At 44.1% G+C, this 19,578-nt stretch carries 19 protein-coding genes; 16 read left to right on the forward strand and 3 right to left on the reverse strand.

Annotation, left to right across the window (positions count from 1 at the left end):
- Nucleotides 1-250 precede the first annotated feature (250 nt).
- The 6 genes from sufC to ACYCSE_RS18170 all read left to right on the forward strand — a co-directional run bounded on the left by sufC (nucleotide 251) and on the right by ACYCSE_RS18170 (nucleotide 6,063).
- The gene (gene sufC / locus ACYCSE_RS18145; protein WP_013309552.1) at nucleotides 251-1,033 is read left to right on the forward strand and encodes a Fe-S cluster assembly ATPase SufC; all 783 of its coding nucleotides are present in this window, start codon (nucleotides 251-253) and stop codon (nucleotides 1,031-1,033) included.
- A gap of 23 nt (nucleotides 1,034-1,056) precedes the next feature.
- Nucleotides 1,057-2,361 (forward strand): Fe-S cluster assembly protein SufD, encoded by a 1,305-nt coding sequence (sufD, locus tag ACYCSE_RS18150; RefSeq protein WP_459699205.1) that lies wholly within the window; start codon nucleotides 1,057-1,059, stop codon nucleotides 2,359-2,361.
- Nucleotides 2,358-3,581, forward strand: a complete 1,224-nt coding sequence (locus tag ACYCSE_RS18155; protein ID WP_459699207.1) for a cysteine desulfurase — start codon at nucleotides 2,358-2,360, stop codon at nucleotides 3,579-3,581. The genes sufD and ACYCSE_RS18155 overlap by 4 nt, the downstream gene beginning before the upstream one ends.
- Nucleotides 3,571-3,993 (forward strand): Fe-S cluster assembly sulfur transfer protein SufU, encoded by a 423-nt coding sequence (gene sufU, locus ACYCSE_RS18160; RefSeq protein ID WP_235307950.1) that lies wholly within the window; start codon nucleotides 3,571-3,573, stop codon nucleotides 3,991-3,993. Before ACYCSE_RS18155 ends, sufU begins: the two co-directional genes overlap by 11 nt.
- Nucleotides 3,994-4,023: 30 nt before the next feature.
- Nucleotides 4,024-5,421 carry a Fe-S cluster assembly protein SufB gene (gene sufB, locus ACYCSE_RS18165; protein ID WP_013309556.1) on the forward strand — a complete coding sequence of 466 codons (1,398 nt, stop codon included), beginning with the start codon at nucleotides 4,024-4,026 and terminating at the stop codon, nucleotides 5,419-5,421.
- 279 nt (nucleotides 5,422-5,700) lie between these two features.
- Nucleotides 5,701-6,063: a YmaF family protein gene (locus ACYCSE_RS18170; protein ID WP_190298972.1), complete on the forward strand. Its 363-nt coding sequence runs from the start codon at nucleotides 5,701-5,703 to the stop codon at nucleotides 6,061-6,063.
- Between the two features lie 324 nt (nucleotides 6,064-6,387).
- On the opposite strand, the gene ACYCSE_RS18175 is transcribed toward ACYCSE_RS18170, so the two are convergent.
- Nucleotides 6,388-7,227 (reverse strand): manganese catalase, encoded by an 840-nt coding sequence (locus ACYCSE_RS18175; protein WP_165176021.1) that lies wholly within the window; start codon nucleotides 7,225-7,227, stop codon nucleotides 6,388-6,390.
- A gap of 204 nt (nucleotides 7,228-7,431) precedes the next feature.
- On the opposite strand from ACYCSE_RS18175, the gene ACYCSE_RS18180 reads away from it, so the two are divergent.
- A complete protein-coding gene (locus tag ACYCSE_RS18180; RefSeq protein WP_061831689.1) occupies nucleotides 7,432-8,286 on the forward strand; it encodes a manganese catalase family protein in 855 nt (284 codons plus the stop codon).
- Nucleotides 8,287-8,459: 173 nt separating this feature from the next.
- Here ACYCSE_RS18180 and ACYCSE_RS18185 read toward each other — a convergent pair whose 3' ends face one another.
- The gene (locus tag ACYCSE_RS18185) at nucleotides 8,460-9,524 is read right to left on the reverse strand and encodes an HD-GYP domain-containing protein (protein WP_250261869.1); all 1,065 of its coding nucleotides are present in this window, start codon (nucleotides 9,522-9,524) and stop codon (nucleotides 8,460-8,462) included.
- A 319-nt stretch (nucleotides 9,525-9,843) separates the two neighbouring features.
- On the opposite strand from ACYCSE_RS18185, the gene ACYCSE_RS18190 reads away from it, so the two are divergent.
- The 7 genes from ACYCSE_RS18190 to ACYCSE_RS18220 all read left to right on the forward strand — a co-directional run bounded on the left by ACYCSE_RS18190 (nucleotide 9,844) and on the right by ACYCSE_RS18220 (nucleotide 16,481).
- On the forward strand, nucleotides 9,844-11,298 hold the full coding sequence (locus ACYCSE_RS18190; protein ID WP_459699211.1) for a bifunctional metallophosphatase/5'-nucleotidase: 1,455 nt from the start codon (nucleotides 9,844-9,846) through the stop codon (nucleotides 11,296-11,298).
- Nucleotides 11,252-12,412 (forward strand): HD-GYP domain-containing protein, encoded by a 1,161-nt coding sequence (locus ACYCSE_RS18195; RefSeq protein ID WP_061831692.1) that lies wholly within the window; start codon nucleotides 11,252-11,254, stop codon nucleotides 12,410-12,412. Before ACYCSE_RS18190 ends, ACYCSE_RS18195 begins: the two co-directional genes overlap by 47 nt.
- Before the next feature lie 97 nt (nucleotides 12,413-12,509).
- Nucleotides 12,510-13,640 carry a radical SAM/CxCxxxxC motif protein YfkAB gene (gene yfkAB / locus ACYCSE_RS18200; protein ID WP_023987890.1) on the forward strand — a complete coding sequence of 377 codons (1,131 nt, stop codon included), beginning with the start codon at nucleotides 12,510-12,512 and terminating at the stop codon, nucleotides 13,638-13,640.
- 16 nt (nucleotides 13,641-13,656) lie between these two features.
- Nucleotides 13,657-15,006, forward strand: coding sequence for a hemolysin family protein (locus ACYCSE_RS18205; protein WP_254325995.1), 1,350 nt, complete (start codon nucleotides 13,657-13,659; stop codon nucleotides 15,004-15,006).
- A gap of 196 nt (nucleotides 15,007-15,202) precedes the next feature.
- On the forward strand, nucleotides 15,203-15,427 hold the full coding sequence (locus ACYCSE_RS18210) for a spore coat associated protein CotJA (protein ID WP_061831695.1): 225 nt from the start codon (nucleotides 15,203-15,205) through the stop codon (nucleotides 15,425-15,427).
- Between the two features lies 1 nt (nucleotide 15,428).
- On the forward strand, nucleotides 15,429-15,878 hold the full coding sequence (locus ACYCSE_RS18215) for a spore coat protein CotJB (protein WP_323873151.1): 450 nt from the start codon (nucleotides 15,429-15,431) through the stop codon (nucleotides 15,876-15,878).
- 33 nt (nucleotides 15,879-15,911) lie between these two features.
- A complete protein-coding gene (locus ACYCSE_RS18220; protein ID WP_061831696.1) occupies nucleotides 15,912-16,481 on the forward strand; it encodes a manganese catalase family protein in 570 nt (189 codons plus the stop codon).
- 113 nt (nucleotides 16,482-16,594) lie between these two features.
- Here the strand turns inward: ACYCSE_RS18220 and ACYCSE_RS18225 are convergent, their stop codons facing one another.
- On the reverse strand, nucleotides 16,595-17,305 hold the full coding sequence (locus ACYCSE_RS18225) for a GntR family transcriptional regulator (RefSeq protein WP_250267948.1): 711 nt from the start codon (nucleotides 17,303-17,305) through the stop codon (nucleotides 16,595-16,597).
- Nucleotides 17,306-17,589: 284 nt separating this feature from the next.
- Between ACYCSE_RS18225 and ACYCSE_RS18230 the strand changes: the two genes are divergently transcribed.
- Both ACYCSE_RS18230 and ACYCSE_RS18235 read left to right on the forward strand, forming a co-directional pair.
- Nucleotides 17,590-18,564, forward strand: a complete 975-nt coding sequence (locus ACYCSE_RS18230) for an SIS domain-containing protein (protein ID WP_302057233.1) — start codon at nucleotides 17,590-17,592, stop codon at nucleotides 18,562-18,564.
- A gap of 31 nt (nucleotides 18,565-18,595) precedes the next feature.
- Entirely contained in the window at nucleotides 18,596-19,483 is an 888-nt protein-coding gene (locus ACYCSE_RS18235) for a PfkB family carbohydrate kinase (RefSeq protein ID WP_459699214.1), read from the forward strand.
- Nucleotides 19,484-19,578: the final 95 nt, after the last annotated feature.

Below are 19,578 nucleotides of genomic sequence, written 5' to 3' on the forward strand. Positions count from 1 at the left end.
GGATGTATTTTGCCATTTGTGTGCTTGGTAGGGTGAACATTTTATGAAGAAAGTTGGATAACGTGTGTCTGTTGGTTGCACCCTTGAAGATATTTATTATAAAATAACTTGAGAATCATTGAGAATCAGTTTAGAATGATTATAAATAAATTTTTAAATATTATGTTTGCTTGAAATCAGGGGGCTCCCCTGTTTAAATATACTTTCTGATTTCGACACCACACTACAATTTTTGGAGGGTATTGCGAATATGGCTACAAACTTTAAGATTGAAGGTCTCAAAGCGACCATTGAAGGCAAGGAAATTTTGAAAGGTATTAACCTCGAAATGAAGGGCGGAGAAATCCATGCCATCATGGGTCCTAACGGTACGGGTAAAAGTACACTCGCGTCTGCTTTGATGGGTCATCCTAAATATGAAGTCACAGATGGCAAAGTAACTTTGGATGGAGAAGACGTGCTGGATATGGAAGTGGATGAGCGTGCACGTGCAGGATTGTTCTTGGCGATGCAGTATCCGAGTGAAATTGCAGGGGTAACGAACTCCGACTTTTTGCGTAGTGCAATCAACGCGCGCCGTGAAGAAGGACAAGAAATCTCCCTGATTAAGTTTATCCGTCAAATGGAAAGCAAAATGAAAGAGCTTGAAATGAACCCAGAGTTTGCTCACCGTTACCTGAACGAAGGCTTCTCTGGTGGTGAGAAAAAACGGAATGAAATTTTGCAAATGATGATGATTGATCCGAAAATTGTCATTCTTGATGAAATCGACTCCGGTCTGGATATCGATGCTTTGAGAATCGTGGCTAGCGGTGTCAATGCTATGCGTTCCGAAGAGCGTGGTTTTCTTATCATTACTCACTATCAACGTCTGTTAAACTACGTTAAACCAGATTATGTACATGTAATGATGCAAGGACGTATTGTTAAATCCGGTGGACCTGAGCTTGCTGAGCGTCTGGAAGCGGACGGTTACGACTGGATCAAGGAAGAGCTGGGTATCGTTGATGAAACTGTAGGACAAGAGGCGTAAGCCGGAAGCGAGGAGGAAAACTAATGACTACACAAACAATCCTTCCGGTAGATTCCGAGCAACTGCGTGTTCTGTCCGAACATAACGGCGAACCATCTTGGCTGGCCGAAGACAGACAAAAAGCACTTGAGCTTGCAGGCAAACTGGAGCTTCCGGTATTTGAAAAAACAAAAATCGAACGTTGGAAATTAAACGATTACGGTCAACATAAACAGAGCGAGGTCATTGCATCGGTAGGGCAGGTTCCTGCAGCCATTGCTGATCTGGTCAAAGAGCAACAGGAGGGCGGTCTGATTATTCAGCGCAACTCCGGCGCGGTATATGTGAAGCTGAGCGAGGAATTGGCGGCGCAAGGCGTCATTTTCACGGATTTGCAAACAGCGGTTAAAGAACATGCTGATTTGGTTAAAGCTCATCTGAACACAGTTATTAAGGCTGAAGAAAATTCATTGTCTGCATTGCATGCAGCACTCTGGAACGGTGGAGTATTTGCTTATGTGCCTAAAAATGTTGAACTGAACGTTCCGCTTCAAGCTGTATTCCTGACGGACGATGCGACTGCAACATTTGCACCGCATGTGCTGCTCGTTGTTGAAAGCCACAGTTCCGTGACTTACGTAGACAACTATGTATCTGCGGATTTGGCGGCACCTGTTCTTCATAACGGTGCGGTAGAAGTTGTTGCAAATGCAGGAGCTAAAGTACGTTATGCGACAGTTCATCAGTTTGGAGAGCAAGTAACGGATATTTCGATTCGTCGTGCCACGTTGGGAAATGACGCAGCTATCGAATGGATTGTGGGCGAAATGAACAACGGTAATACAGCAAGCAATACCATGTCCGTGCTCAAAGGCAATGGCTCCAATTCGGATGCCAAGATCATTGCTGTAGGTTCCGGCTCACAAAAGCTGAACTATACGACACAAGCACAGCATTTTGGTAAAAATTCCGCCAGTCAGATGATTACGCGCGCAGTAATGCGTGAAGAAGCCTCTTCCATCATTAACGGAATTACAAAAATTGAAAAAGGTGCTACCAAAGCAGACGGTCAGCAAACAGAACGTGTTCTGATGCTCAGCCCGAAAGCGCGTGGTGACGCTAACCCGATCCTGCTGATTGATGAAGATGATGTAACAGCAGGTCACGCAGCATCGGTTGGTCAGGTAAACCGTGAACAAGTGTATTACTTGATGTCCCGTGGGATTAGCCGTGCAGAAGCTGAGCGTCTGATTATTTATGGCTTCTTGGCACCTGTCGTATCTGAAATTCCGCTCGAAGGACTTCAACATCAGCTGCAAAGCCTTGTTGAAAGGAAGTTAGGCCAATGAATACTGCATTGATCCGTGAACAGTTCCCGATTTTACATCAGGAGATTAACGGTCATCCGCTGGTTTATTTGGATAATGCGGCCACTTCGCAAAAACCGCTGGCGGTCATCGAGGCGATCAAGCACTACTACGAATATGATAATTCAAATGTTCACCGTGGTGTGCATACCTTGGGTAGCCGCGCAACGGATGCTTATGAAGGTGCGCGGGAGAAGGTAGCCCGCTTTCTGAATGCAAAGCGCAGTCAGGAAATTATTTTTACAAGAGGAACAACAACGGCGCTGAATCTTGTCGCTTCTTCCTATGGCAGGGCTAATTGCCAGGCAGGTGATGAAATTGTCATCACACAAATGGAGCATCACAGTAATCTGATTCCGTGGCAACAGGTAGCCAAAGCCACAGGCGCGACTTTGAAATATATTCCACTTCAAGAGGATGGTAGCGTTGATCTTGCTGATGTGGAGAATACCATTACAGAAAACACGAAAATTGTAGCGATTGCGCATGTCTCCAATGTGCTTGGTGTTGTGAACCCTGTCAAAGAGATTGCAGCTATTGCCCATCGCAAAGGCGCAGTCATCGTTATAGACGGTGCACAAAGCACACCACATATGAAAGTAGACGTGCAAGATATCGATGCTGACTTTTATGCCTTTTCGGGTCACAAAATGTGTGCTCCTACCGGGATCGGAGCACTGTACGGCAAGAAGGCGCTGCTGGAAAACATGGAGCCGATTGAGTTCGGCGGTGAAATGATCGACGATGTGGGATTGTATGAATCCACATGGAAGGAGCTGCCTTGGAAATTCGAAGGTGGAACTCCGATTATCGCCGGAGCTGTTGGCTTGGGAGCTGCCATTGATTTTCTGGAAAGCATCGGACTGGACGCCATTGCGCAGCATGAAAGCCGTCTGTCCAACTATGCCCTCAAACGTCTCCGTGAAGTGGAGGGGTTGACTATTTACGGACCTGCAGAACGTCATGTCGGGCTCGTAACCTTTAACCTGGATGATGTGCATCCGCATGATGTAGCTACTGTACTGGATAGCAAAGGGGTAGCTATACGTGCGGGGCATCATTGCTGCCAGCCGTTAATGCGCTGGCTGAAAGCCAGTGCAACTGCACGTGCTAGCTTTTATCTCTATAACACGGAAGAAGAAGTCGACGCTCTGGTCAGCGCCTTAATCCAAACAAAGGAGTATTTTGGCGATGCAACTTGATGACTTGTACCGACGCGTGATTATGGATCATTATAAAAATCCGCGCAATCGCGGACGTTTTGAGGAAGATGCCGTTACGGTGGATTTGAATAATCCTACGTGTGGTGACCGAATTTCTCTTCAACTCAAAACGAAAGACGGCGTGGTCGAAGATGCCCGTTTTACTGGCGAAGGCTGCTCGATTAGTATGTCCTCAGCTTCGATGATGACAGAAGCGGTCAAAGGAAAAACGATTGATCAGGCACTGGATATGGCGAGCCGCTTCTCTTCTTTAATGAAGGGAGAAGCCGTCGAATTCGATGATTATGAAGAATTGGAAGCTTTGTCAGGCGTAAATAAGTTCCCGGCCCGCATCAAATGTGCAACACTGGCTTGGAACGCGCTGCGCAAAGGGATTGATGAAGATAAATAATCTAAATAGAACAGAGGAGGTTTGAGAAACATGGCCAAGAAAGCACCGGAAATGGAAGAGTATAAATATGGCTTTCGTGACGAGCACAAGTCCATTTTCCAAACAGGTAAGGGTCTCACTCCGGAAATTGTAAAGGAAATCTCCAAAATTAAGGATGAGCCAGAATGGATGCTGGAGTTCCGTCTGAAAGCACTGAAACAGTTTGAAAAAATGCCAATGCCAAACTGGGGCGGAGATATGGATGAACTGGATTTCAACGATATCCAGTACTATGTAAGACCTTCCGAGAAACAAGGGAAGACATGGGAAGAAGTTCCGACGGAAATTAAAGAAACCTTTGATAAATTGGGTATTCCTGAGGCGGAGCAAAAGTTTTTGGCTGGTGTATCCGCACAGTATGAATCGGAAGTTGTCTACCACAGTATGCAAAAGGAACTGGAAGATCAGGGCGTTATTTTCATGGATACCGATACGGCGTTGCGTGAGCATCCTGAGATTCTGAAAGAGTATTTTGCAACTGTTGTACCTCCTGCGGACAATAAGTTTGCAGCACTGAACAGTGCGGTATGGTCAGGCGGAAGCTTCATCTATGTACCAAAAGGTGTGAAATGTGAAGTTCCATTGCAGGCTTACTTCCGTATCAACTCGGAAAACATGGGTCAATTCGAGCGTACGCTCATTATTGCTGACGAAGACAGCTTTGTGCATTATGTAGAAGGCTGTACGGCTCCAATTTACAGCACGAACTCGCTGCATAGTGCTGTGGTCGAAATTATTTGTAAGAAGAACGCACGTGTTCGTTATACAACGATCCAGAACTGGGCACCAAACATCTATAACCTGGTAACCAAACGTGCGGTTGCGGAAGAAAATGCAACGATGGAATGGGTCGATGGTAACATCGGTTCCAAGTTGACGATGAAGTATCCAGCCGTTGTATTGAAAGGCCGTGGAGCGAAAGGGATGGTCTTGTCCATCGCTGTTGCAGGCAAAGGCCAGCATCAGGATGCAGGTGCGAAAATGATTCACTTGGCACCAGACACCACCTCCACAATTGTATCCAAGTCGATCAGTAAGCACGGCGGTAAAGTAACGTATCGCGGGTTAGCTTCATTCGGTCGTCAGGCTCAAGGTGCAAAATCGAATATCAAGTGTGATACGTTGATTTTGGATAATCAATCAACTTCAGATACTATTCCTTATAATGAAATTATGAATGACGACATCACGCTTGAGCACGAAGCAACAGTTTCCAAGGTATCGGAAGACCAGCTGTTCTATCTGATGAGCCGTGGTTTGACTGAAGCAGAGGCAACGCAAATGATCGTTATGGGCTTTATTGAGCCGTTCACCAAAGAACTGCCGATGGAATATGCGGTAGAGATGAATCGTTTGATCAAGTTTGAAATGGAAGGTTCCATCGGTTAAAACGCAGTAATCCTTGGCGTGACAAGGTTCTTAAGGTAATCTAAAGCTGTTAAATTGGAGTCGTGCCGATTTGTGCTGACTCGGATTTTCTCTAGTATAGAAGGCGAACTTTTTAAGTTCGTCTTCTTTTATTTTTTCTGTGATGCCTAAGTCCATAAGCCTTCTTTCTACTACATAAAAAAAATTATGCTCAGGACTGCGGATAGTTGCCTAGCACTTATGTATGTTTGCTTAATAGGATGTTGTGAGTGACATAAACATAAGGAGGCATGCCAACAGATGCAGAAGAATAAAGCTGGAGTGAAGAAGAAACCCCTCTCTTCTAAACAGACACAGAGACATGTACATGAATTTGAAGGTAGCACCAAACTGGCTGAAGAAGGTGCAGACCGACATAACCACCGCTTTGCAGGTGTTACTGGGCAAGCGATTCGATCAGGAAGTAGTCATGTCCATGAAATTGATCTCACGAAAACTGATTTCGTGAACCATTTTCATAATCTGAGAAGGATTAGGACAGGGCCCGCTATTCCAGTCGGAAATGGCAAGCACGTACATTTTGTTACGGGCCAAACCACATTAAATGATGGTCATGTACACCAGTTTAATTTTGCAACATTGATTCAGGCACCTCTTATTTAATGAACGCTGGTTTGACCGAAGCTGAGGTAACACAAATGATTGTTATAGACAGCTGCTCATAAAGAATGAGAGCATCGTCTTCGATTTTTCGGTGATGTGTAAATTACTCGAAATAAATCAAAAAGCTCTGCTAACCATAAATGGTCGGCAGGGCTTTTTAGTCTTACATTGATTCTGTACTTCTTGATTATGACCGGCTATGATTTTATGCCTTATGATAAGCTGCCTTATTCGAATTTTAAGTATATATTTTTTGTTTCATTTTTATGGTCAGTGTCACCAATTAGCAATCTTTAATGTTGGGACAGCTCGTCTGCTACTTGTTTATTTATCTGAAGTTTTATGGTCTAAGTCATGATGTAATTCGGTTGCTGGTATTTTGGCACTATAGATTTGACCTTTGGCAACAGGGTTAGAGATGTATACATAGCTCCCGCTTCCATCCGGCGCACTTCCTGTTGCCCACAAACCTTCACTAGATTCTTCGCCTTCAGACAAATTCCAAAACTCATAAGCTTCAGGCTGAGACTCTTGCTCTGCTTCAGGAGGAAAAGAAGCCGGGACCACAACACCGTTTTTTTCTTCTAATTCTTGGATTGCCGCCATCCATTGATATTGGTGATAGCGGTCACGTGCTAGCATTTTCCGTAGTGTAGCTCTGACGCTTTCATCTTGTGTCATATGATATAGCCTTGCTACCTGCAACCGACCCTGACTCTCTGCATGCAAATTGGACCGCATATCCGCCAATAGGTTGCCACTTGCGACGATATAAGAGCCGTTCCATGGAACTCCATTTGAATTACTAGGTAATCCACCAAGACCGCTGACCAGCAAGTGCTGCGGGTTAATTCCCCCCATAATGGCAGCCGTAACAGGGTCTTTTGCAGCTTGTTCTTGATCTTCTGGTTTAGCTCCATCAAGTAGTTGACTAATTAAAGCACACAGCATCTCCACATGCCCCACTTCTTCAGTTCCAATGTCCATTAGCATATCTTTATATTTTTCCTCACCGCGACAGTTAAACCCTTGAAATAAATATTGCATCATCACGGTCATTTCTCCAAATTGCCCCCCCAAAACTTCTTGTACCTGCCGGGCAAAAAGAGGATCAGGACGCTCCACTTTCACTTCAAACTGCAACTCTTTTTGATGTCTAAACATAATTACGCCTCCTATAGTTAAGCAGCTTAGTAAATTCTAACTGTATTTAACCTTTTCAAGATGTAATAAAACGAGCATCAGCATAACAACAATCTGATAGGAGTCCTTACATTTAACTATCTGTTTGTTTGGTTTGTATAAAAATTATTAAGGAGGGAAGCATATGTTCACGTTTAAAAAGAAGTTTAAGGAGGTTTTTTTACATTGTATTTTTATAAAGAAGATCTAATTAACATAATAGTACCCGATAAGCCCGACCCGGCTGCTGCTAAAGTGATTCAAGAAGTATTAGGTGGTCGATTCGGAGAAATGCGTACCATGATGCAGTTTTTCTTTCAAAGTAATAATTTTCGTGGTAATGCTGTGCAGTTTAGGGATTTGATACGCGGAGTTTTTCTAGAGGAGCTTAGTCATGTTGAACTGGTCCAACATACTATTAATCAACTTCTGACTGGCTCAGGCGCAGACCAAGCCGGCGATGCTGGAATTGATCATGCTCCTTTAGATGAGGCGATAAAACACGCAAATCCTCATCATTTTATTATGGGAGCTCAAAGTTCCTTACCTGTTGATGCAAGTGGAAACCCTTGGCTAGGTAGTTATGTTTATTCCCACGGCAATCTGATTAGTGATTTGCTTGATAATCTCGTACTCGAATCTACAGGGGTTCTGCAAAAATCCCGAATTTACGAAATGAGCTCGAACAAAACATTCCGGGAAACGTTGGCTTTTTTGATTGTGCGGGATAATGCTCATCAAAATGCATTTGCTAAAGCTTTAGAGACACTTGGAGTTGATTGGGGAAAATTGTTCCCGGTTCCAAACTACGATATTAACAAGTATCCAGAATGCCGGAAGTATGTTGAAATGGGCTTTCACAATGCACAGTTTAATTTTCGATTGGATTCTACCCGTATTGGAGAAATATTCAATGGGCAAACTCCAAGCAGAAACGGTGGGGATTTGAGTGTGGTGGATCCTCCAGAAGGTTTTCCTCTTCCGTATATGCCTGAATTGCCTAATGAACATAGCCCAGGTCTGCATGATCTTAACACTTAGGTTTAAACAAATAAGTAAGGATGTAACTAGGTTAATGTCCGTAACATAAAAAGAGGCTGTCCTTCGTAAAGAACCTACGAATCAAGGACAGTCTCTTTTTTTATTCGCGTAGCCTGTAATTCGGCATAACATTTCGTTCTACCGAAGTAACGCCGGGAGGCAGTAGTAGCGGATCAGGATTCCAAATAAATTTCATCAATGGATACATGGCGTTCTCTAGACAAATCTACATATTCATCATCGTTAATTCTCACTAAGGGTCTGAAGTAATCAGCAGGATTGTTCAGAATAATCGTTCCTGTCTGACCTGTAGTCAGCAGAACCTGCTTATTAATGAAATTAGGAAGCATGTGTCTGATGAACACTTGGGTAGCTTCTGGGTTTAGATGTCCAAAACTCATGCTGTGCAGCTCACGTAATACGGTGAGCAGTTCCTGCTTCGTCTGGTACACACGATTGGAAATCATCGCGCTATACACGTCGGCAATAGCTGTTATGCTGGCAAAAGGATGAATATCTTCCTTGAACAGTCCATGGGGATATCCACTTCCATCTTCACGCTCGTGATGCTGCAAGGCGACAATTGCAGAAATCTCATCGCTGGTTGAATTGCGGATAATATCATAGCCATATAGCGAATGTTTTTTCATCTCATGGAATTCTTCGGGTGTCAGTTTATCCGGTTTGTTCAAAATTTCATCCGGTATCATGGACTTGCCTATATCATGTAAGTACCCAGCTTTACCAGCGGCATATGCTTCTTCTTCCGTATATCCAAGCCATGTGGCAATGTAATATGACAGTACACCTACTTGGAGAGAATGATTATAGGTATAGTGATCTCCCCGTTCCATAATTAATAGCAGAGATACGACATCTTTTTGACGAGCCAGCTCTGAAACAAGAGGGCCGAACAGCTCATCGACTCGATATTCATCAAATTTTCCAGTTGAGGAGGCTTTGAGAAACATGCTTTCAAAGCCACTGATCGTCTGCTCCATGAGAGGAACGGCACGTTTGAGGGACTCGGGGGAAGCTGGGACATCGGGGGCAAAGTCAACCGGAATGCTCGCTGAACCGGCATCAATGTCGATATAATCGACACCGTGCATAATGAGTTTGGAAATATCGTCATGCTGTAGCTCGGTGCCCTGAATCATGACAGGTACACCGTGCCCATTGTATGTATCGGATTTGAGGCGATCTCCCGGCTTGGCATCGGTAACGTGTACTCTCATGCGCTAACCTCCTTATTGTCGTAAATTTGTCGAAAATACGAAACAAACTTAATATATCAAGAATTAAATGGTATGACAACGACTAATTTACTATTATTCCAAGCTGTAAAATAGGTCCCAGGAACCCGTTTCCTATCAGATACCTACAGTAGATAACGTCAATACTTTTTACTATGTTTATGATATGAGATTGCCCAGAGACTACAGCGAAGCTTAAGGACTATGTCCACTCATATGTACCATATTGCTAAATAACATGGTATGCTTAAACATTAGAAGCTCCAAAGTCGATATATATAAAGTATAGAGGAGGGCGGTTATGGAGATGACGACTCGGCAAACGTTGACCATTTTGCATACCAATGATATCCATAGTCATTTTGGCAGTATGCCTTCGATAGCCGCGATGATCGATGAACGAAGAGCCGCATCACGGGATGCGCTGCTTGTGCTCGACATAGGAGACCACATGGACCGGATGGCCCCCGAAACGGAAGGAACGCTCGGTGGGGCAAATGTGGATGTGATTAATCTAACAGGATACGATGCAATTACGATCGGTAACAATGAGGGACTGACTTTTACCCCGGATATGATTGAACAGGCATATGCGGGGATTCATTGTCCGGTCGTATGCGGCAATATGACAGAGCGTGCCACGGGGATGAACCCTTCGTGGATGAAGGAATCCCTTATCGTAGATAAAGCAGGAATCAAGGTCGGTTTACTTGGTGTGACGGCTCCTTTTGTAGAGTTTTATCAATTGCTGGGTTGGGATGTGCTCAATCCGTTTGAGGTGCTGGGGAAGCAGATCGCGGCACTGAGAAAGCAGGTTGATGTTTTGGTTGTGATGTCGCACCTGGGTCTACCTTCCGATAAAAAATTAGCGTCGCAGTTTCCTGAAATTGACGTTATCCTTGGAGGTCACACCCATCATGTGCTGGAAGAACCGCTTTGGATCGGAAAAACAGCTTTATGTGGGGCGGGTAAGTTCGGAACGCTGCTGGGTGAAGTGACACTAAGTCGTAACAATAGCCTCGAACCGTTTCGAGTCACGTCGGGCGGCGTAGTTCCTGTGGATCAGACACTACTGGACGAAAAAGTGGCATCGGCCATTGTGGTGCATCGCAGACAAGCAGAGCGCGCCATGGAGAACACAGTTGCGGTGACGGATCGGAAACTGGAGATCGCATATGATCAGGAATCCCCTTTCGGCAATATGCTGGCACAAGCGGTGTCCCATTTTACAGGAACAGAAATTGCCCTCGTCAATGCGGGACAACTGCTCGGCCCATTACCTCAAGGGGATATCAGCAAAGGAATCCTACATTCCTTATGCCCTTCGCCGATTAATGCCTGTGTTATGAAGTTGCGGGGAAGAGATATTCGGTTGGCGCTGGAGCAGTCCTTGCTGCCTGAATTTACAGACAAGCCCATGACGGGTTTTGGCTTCAGAGGCAAAGTGCTTGGCACGATGTGTGTGGAAGGCTTGGCCATTCAGTATGGCCCTGGCCGTGCTCCTTATGAAAAAGTGACGGACATTCGTGTAGCGGGTCAACCTTTGGAAGAGGATGAGGAATACACAGTGGGCACGTTGGATATGTTCACTTTCAAAGCAGGTTATGAGGTGCTTGCGAACGGAACAGATCTCCGATTTATGCTTCCAGAATTTTTACGGGATATGATTGAAATGGAGTTGAAGCGTCCGGGCGCGATGGAAGAATGTTTTGCAGCTAGGTGGCTTCAGGTATCAAAACAATCGGGAGAGGATTAAGCTGCGACTGGTACCTGTTACATTATTGAGAGCCGGCATGAAGCTGGGCAAAAAAATATACAATGAAAACGGAATGGTGCTGCTCTCGGAAGGTGTTGAGCTTACTTCGCGATTGATTGAACGTCTAGGCCAAGTCGGTATTGGATATGTATACATTGAGGATGCTGTGACTGAAGATATCGTCATTCCTGAGATGATCCATGAACAGACAAGGGCCGCGGCGCTACAGGAAATCAAAAAGCAGTTTCAAGGTTTATCATCCTACTCCGTAGATCATAAGCACAAATATTTTGGCAAGTCATTTTATAAGGTGATGGAATCCATTCTGGACGATATTGGAGGCCGTCAGGACGCCGTCATTATGTTGATGGATATCGGGGCCGCGGATCAGGATTTGTATCATCATTCTTTGAACGTATGTTTATATTCACTAGTACTTGGGATATCCAATGGCTACGATAATAACCAGCTCATGGAGCTGGGGATAGGTTCACTACTGCACGATATTGGTAAAATGAAAATTTCACCTCAAGTACTCTATAAGCCGGGTAAATTGACGGATGAGGAATATGAGCATATGAAAACACACACGGTGATCGGCTACAAGCTGCTCAAAGACGAACCTGGCATTCCCTTATTGTCGGCTCATTGTGCATTACAGCACCATGAGCGTATCGACGGCAGTGGATACCCACACGGTTGGAAAAAGGACCAGATCCACGAATATGCGAAATGGATCGGTCTGGCCGACTCGTACGACGCAATGACAGCAAGTCGGATATACAAACAGGCTTTGTTGCCCTATGAAGCGATGGAAGTGCTGTACGCCGGGGCAGGAACGTTATATGAGCAGCGAATGCTGGAAGCCTTTCGTGACTGTGTAGCTATTTACCCCCTGGGACTCTCTGTGGTGCTCAACACGGGGGAAGAGGGGGTCGTGGTGCGTATACATCCCAAAATCCCGCAAAGACCCGTCATTCGCATTGTAAGAGACCGGGATGGGCAGGAAGTGAAGGCACCTTATGATGTGGATTTGTCCGTATCCCTCTCGGTTATGATTACAAACACATTGGGTGCTACTGTCGCCCCTTTCGGAGGAGTACACGTAGATTAGCAGATGATGTGGAAGAAAGTATGCAGACACTTTACACATCATGATATGATAATTATACGTCTTTTGAGGTTAATAACAGAAATAAGGTGAAAACATAATGACAGTTCTACAAAATAACACGCTACCCCAAATATCGCCAACCTATGATCCGTGGGACCCGATTGTCTCACTGCGTACACATGGTCGTCATTTGCTTACGAGTGTGGAGATGACCGTAACGCATCTATGTAATATGCGCTGTGAGCATTGCGCTGTTGGCGATATGCTGGTTATGAAGGAGGCCCCTTTCCTTCCGCTAGACCTAATGCTGAAGCGTTTGGATGAAGTCGAGCATCTGGAGACGATCAGTATTACAGGTGGGGAACCTGCTTTACTCGATAAAACAGTGGATGAAGTAATCGTTCCACTGCTGAAATATGCCAAGGAGCGCGGTATTCGCTCGCAAATCAACTCCAATCTGACATTAGATATTCGCAGATATGAGAAGATGCTTCCTTATCTGGATGTGATGCATATTTCATTTAACTATTTGAATGCAGACGATTTTTATGAAGTGGGTTTTGCAAATACCGGCCGGCCGACTCCGCGTGCGGGTGCTGTTCGCCTGTATGAAAAAATGATGGAAAATGCCCGCAGATTGAGTGAAATGGGGATGTTCATTTCAGCTGAATCCATGATTAACTATCGGACACACACGAAGCTGGAGGGCATTCATCAATTAATCAACGAAATGGGATGCCGACGGCATGAGGTTCATCCAATGTACGCGTCGAATTTTGCATCTGCTTTGCCTGTGCTTTCACTCGACGACATGCGGAACTCTATCCATAAGCTGCTGGATGTACGTAATCAGGACATGTGGATGTTGTTTGGCACATTACCGTTCTTTGCTTGTTCGGATCGGGAAGAAGACCGCAAACTGCTTCGACGCTTGCGTCAGGAACCGAATATTACGGTGCGTAATGATCCGGACGGAAGAAACCGTGTGAATGTGAATATGTTCACGGGTAGCGTGTATGTGACAGATTTTGCAGACATACCGGCTTTCGGAAATATTCAGGAAGATAGTCTGGACGATATTTTTGGTGAATGGCTGAATGAGCATCCGCTGAATCAGACTGTGAACTGTCATTGTGATGCCGCTGCCTGTTGTGGACCAAATCTGCTCGTGGCGGATATGTATTACAAAGGAATAGATTTTAAATCAAGAAAAGCATTACAACTATAGAAATGGGGAGTTCGTATTGGATGGTCATACCGAGTTTCATTGGGGATTGCTAGCTGTGAATCTCCTCTTGGTACTGCTGCTTGTCTTTCTAAATGGTGTATTTGTGGCCGCAGAATTTTCGCTGGTCAAAATGCGCCAATCCCGATTGACGCAGCTCCAAAGCGAGGGTCATCGCCTGGCAGGCTATGCGCTGAAGGTGAACCAAAAGTTGGATGCTTATCTGTCCGCCACCCAATTGGGCATTACGCTGGCTTCATTGGGCTTGGGTTGGATTGGAGAGCCAGCAATATCCGGCTACCTGATAGAGCCACTCATGCACAAACTCGGTGTAACTGACGGTACACTGATTACAACGGTATCTGTTATCGTCGGATTTTGCGTAATTACCTTTTTGCATATCGTATTGGGGGAACTGGCGCCAAAGTCCTTAGCGATTCAGAAGACCGAAGGTGTGGCGTTGTTTTTATCGGCGCCTTTGCTGCTTTTTTATAAGGTCTTTCTGCCTGTGATCTGGGTATTGAATGCTGCGGCAAACTTGCTGTTGCGCGCATTCGGCATTCAGCCGGCGAGTGAAGCCGAAGCGGCTCATTCGGAGGAAGAGATTCGTATATTGATGAATCAGAGCGCCAAAAGCGGTGTGATTGATAAGGACGAAATTAAGCTGATGGATAATATTTTTGATTTTTCCGACTTGCTTGCCCGTGAAATCATGCTGCCGCGTACAGATATGGATTGTTTGTATACGAATTTGTCGTTTAAGGAAAATCTCAAGATCATCAGCGAGACCAAGCATTCCCGTTACCCGGTAGCGGTTGAGGATAAAGACCAGATTATCGGTTTTGTCCATATTACAGATCTTCTGCTAGCTGAGCAGGGAGAGCAACTGGATCTGGCTTCGGTGGTACGTCCTATTTTGAATGTGCCGGAGTCCATGGAAGTGAGTCACGTGCTACGCCTTATGCAGAAAAAACATTCCCAAATGACTCTCGTGGTAGATGAGTACGGCGGAACGGCCGGGCTGCTGACAGCGGAGGAAATTTTGGAGGAAATCGTCGGGGATCTCTATGATGAATTTGAGGATGAACGCCCGAGTGTGGAAATGAAGGAGAACTTCATCTCTGTGGACGGTCGTATGCTCATTGAGGATGTCAATGATTTGACTGGAGTGAACATTGAAGACGACGAGGTGGATTCCATCGGGGGATGGCTGTTCAAGGAATTGGAGGGCATTCCGGTGAAAGGGAAGAGAATTGAGTTTTATAACCTTACCTTTGAGGTGGAGGAAGCAACAAGGCTTCGCATAATGAGAGTGAAGATTCACCGCAAGCCTGAGCCTGTGATTGAAGATGAGCTTTCAGGTATGTAAGTTATTATAGAGTGCTGAAGAAAGAGCTTTTAGATCCACGTACCGTGGTTTTAAAGGCTCTTTTTTGATTAGAAATAGTTCTATGGTTATTTTCTTGAACAATTATTTTTATCTGTGATTTTTTGTTCGAGACTTGGGCGATGCGGCATATGTTGAATAGTAAAACAGATGGATCAATCAAAGGAGGTTCCGGCCCGTGAAATTTCCACAGCAAGGTGAGTATGCCCCGTTTGTCGGCCCATTCGATCCGTGTCCGCCCGTTCTGTGTAAGACTTATGTGCTTCCGCCAAACTTGTTTATACAATTTCAGCCCCCTGGTCTACCACAATTCAGTCCAGATGAGGCACTGACGAAGGGAACGCTATGGCCTTTGCTTTACAGCCCTTATGAGCCTAGGAGAAACCAGGGGGGAGGCGAATAGAATGGAGAATCCAAATCAGGGTCAGTCCCCATTCCAATTCCAGCAGCAAAATCAGCATGAGAGCGGGCAGCAACAGCCGAATCCATATCAAAGCCCTTATTCAAATCCGTATCCATACCAGAACCAGTATCAGAACCAAACTCAGGGCTATAGTCAAGCCGGAAACCCGGCCCAAGGCTACACGCCCCAAACCAAGCCAGTTGATGCTCAGTTTTATGCGTTGCTGGAGAAGCTCCAAGCGGTGGATTTTGTGTTGGTGGAGCTGAATTTGTATCTGGATACGCACCCAGATGATTTACAGGCTATCGAACAGTTCAATAAGCTGACGCAGGAAAGAACGGCGATTGCTAACGAGTATCAGATGCTATATGGGCCTTTACAAAATTTTGGCCGTGCTTATTCCAAGTATCCTTGGGAGTGGAGTCAATCCCCTTGGCCGTGGCAGGTCTAGGTAGGTATAACCTTTTATAAAGGAGGAACATGAATGTGGGTATATGAGAAAAAACTGCAATATCCCGTACGTGTCAGCAAATGTGATCCTCATATGGCCAAACTGCTTATGGAGCAGTATGGTGGAGCGGATGGCGAGCTGGCAGCGGCATTGCGCTATCTGAATCAGCGCTATACGATTCCCGATAAGGTAATTGGAGTACTGAACGACATAGGCACGGAGGAATTTGCGCATCTCGAGATGATTGCGACTATGATTTATAAGCTGACCAAGGATGCGAGCGTGGAGCAAATGAAAGCGGCTGGGCTAGGGGAATATTACGCGGCGCACGATCATGCGCTATATTATCAAAACGCAGGCGGGGTTCCTTTTACAGCGGCCTATATTCAAGCCAAAGGCGACCCGATTGCCGATCTATATGAGGACATAGCGGCAGAGGAAAAGGCTCGAGCTACATATCAGTGGCTGATTGATCTGACAGACGATGTGGATTTGCAGGATAGTCTGAAGTTTCTGCGTGAACGTGAAGTGATTCATTCGCTGCGTTTTCGTGAGTCAGTGGAAATTTTGAAGGGGGAAAGAGACCGGAAGAAAGTCTTTTAAGGTATTTTGTAAGGAGGGCCATCTGCAAATGCAGGTGGCCTTTCTTTTTTTTGGTTAAATCTACATAGAAGCACCTGTCAGAGACAGGACAGGCGATATAGCTGTTCATAACCTCAAACAATCAACTCAAACCTATCCCCTAATATTAATTGCTTGGAACGATGGATTTTTTGGCCGTCTGGACTACAAACTGTGCTTTTAATACAAAGTAGAGGATAACCTTCCTCAATATTTAAATAGGTGGCTACATCAAAGGAAGCAAACTCCATAAATATATATTTTCTTGATATTCCAAATGTAATCTTGTGTTTATTTTTTAAAATATCATAAAGAGATATATTATTTAAATCCTCTTGTAATAAAAAAGAAAAAGAAGAAGGGAACCGTGAATACTCTACAGATACCGGCACATTGTCAGCATACCTGATTCTTTCTATATTGATTACTTTATCCCCTGGCATTAAACCTAAATGTTCCTGGTCTGATGCTGTAGCATCTTCAATCACGCATTTTATTACTTTTGCACCAGGCACTTTATTTTGTAATTTACAAGTATCGCTAAATCCAATGGTCTCTACGACATTTTTTTTGATTTTATCTTTTGTAATAAATGTTCCTTTTCCTGGAATCCGTACCAAATAACCTTCAGAGGTAAGTGAATCAAGTGCCGCACGGACAGTTACACGACTCACATTATTGGTTTCACTTAATTCTAATTCTGTAGGGAGTTTGTCTCCTGGTTTTAGGGTACCGTTGTGGATGGAATCTAAAATTCTTTCTTGCAGCTGTCTATATAACGGCGAAGATTCTGAATGATCAATCATGCGGTCAACCTCCAAATCAAGTTTTTATAAATGTATTATATTGTTTTATATCGGGATGCTTATATTATAACAGTATATACAATTTATGAATAGCTTGTAAGCCCTTGCAACTAGGGGTCCTCCCTTTAAAAATCGGGGATAGTTGAAGCGATGCTCTAGAAAAAGTAGCAAAGTGTTATTGCTTCATGTATTGTTTTGTATTATTGTTTCCTTATAACATTCCAATACATACACCGGTGTGGAATGGAAAACAAGGAAATGTATCATACAAGGAGGAAATGGTAATGGAAATCAAAAAAATTATTGAAGAAATTGTAGCAAATAAACAAGAGGCTGGCGGTATTAAGCAGGTATATTATGTAGCTTGCGGTGGTTCTTATGGTGCTTTTTATCCTGCAAAAACATTTCTTGAAAAAGAAGCAAAGGAAGTTAAGGTAGGTCTTTATACCAGTAATGAGTTTGTGCATAACACACCTAAGGCATTTGGAGAAAATTCAGTACTGGTAGTGGCATCACATAAAGGTAATACACCAGAGACTGTGAAAGCCGCAGAATTAGGTAGAACAGCAGGAGTTCCAGTTATTGCATTAACATGGGTTGAAGATTCTCCTATTACGGAACAAGCAGACTATGTGGTGAAGTACACATTTGGGGATGGTAAAGATATTGCCCGCGAAAAAACCATGAAAGCACTAATGACGGCAGTAGAGGTATTAAATCAGACCGAGGGATATGAGCAATATGATAAATTCCTGGACGGAGTAGGAAAAATAGATCGAATTGTTAAAAATGCATGCAAACACGTGGAAAAGCGTGCTCTGGCTTTTGCGAAAAACCATAAAGATGATTCCGTAATCTACACCATGGCAAGCGGAGCTGGCTACGGGGCTGCCTATATGCAAAGCATCTGCATTTTTATGGAGATGCAATGGATTAACTCTTCCAGCATACATTCAGGTGAATATTTCCATGGACCATTTGAGATTACTGATGCTGAAATACCATTTGTCATTCAGGTCTCTGAAGGAAGTACCCGGCCTTTAGATGAAAGAGCGTTAAAGTTCCTTAACCGTTATACCCAGAGAGTAGAGGTTTTAGACGCAAAGGATTTAGGACTGTCTACCATTGACAGCTCTGTGGTTGATTACTTCAATCATTCCCTATTTAATAATGTTTACCCCGTTTATAACCAAGCTTTGGCCATTGAAAGAGCGCATCCGCTTACAACTCGTAGATATATGTGGAAGGTTGAATATTAATCTTTTAGCAACCTTTAGAGGGGATATTCTTATGGAACAATATAAGGTTATTGGCATTGGTGACAATGTAGTAGATAAATATGTCCACCAGGGTATGATGTACCCTGGTGGAAATGCCTTGAACTTTTGTGCGTATGCCAGAATGTGTGGTATGGAGGCATCTTATTTAGGTAAGTTTGGTAATGATTATATAGCTCAGTATATTCAAAAGGTTATAGACGATTTAGAGATAGAACATAACCATTGCCGGATTTTTGAAGGGGAGAATGGGTATGCACGGGTTACATTGGAAGACGGTGATCGTGTATTTCTGGGCTCCAATAAAGGCGGTATTGCAAAGGAAAAGGCATGGGATTTTACAGAAAATGACTTGAACTACATTGAAAATTTCTCCGTGATTCATACCAGTCTAAACAGCTATATAGAGCAGGATCTCGCAACATTAAAAAAAACGAATGTGCCTATCTCCTATGATTTCTCGGTACGCTGGAATGATGAATATTTGGAACAAATATGCCGGTATGCGGACATTTCATTCCTTTCATGCAGTCATTTAACGGAAAGTGAAAGAAAAAGAGAAATGCTAAAATCACAGAAATTCGGTTCTAAAATAGTGATTGGTACTGTGGGAGAAAATGGATCAGTTGCTCTCTATAAAGATCAATGGATGCACCAGCCGGCAGTATTAACGGATACCGTGGATACGATGGGAGCGGGTGACTCTTATATAACCGCTTTTATTGTAGAGATGATTAAAAGCTCTAAAGCCGGTAAGATTTTCTACGGTGAAGATGAGGATATGCTTCGGAGTATCAAAGCAAGCATGGAAAAAGGAGCGGTTTTTGCGGCTAAAATATGCCAGATAAACGGAGCTTTTGGCCACGGCACACCAATTCGTTGTTCTGACTCGAAAGAATAAGCATGATAAGAATTTTGTAAGCGTATTCAGTGAAGGGCGGCTACGCCCTTGTAGATAATGAAAGATCGGTAAAGTTCGTAAAATCAAAAAAAGGG

The organism is Paenibacillus sp. SEL1, from assembly GCF_054602535.1.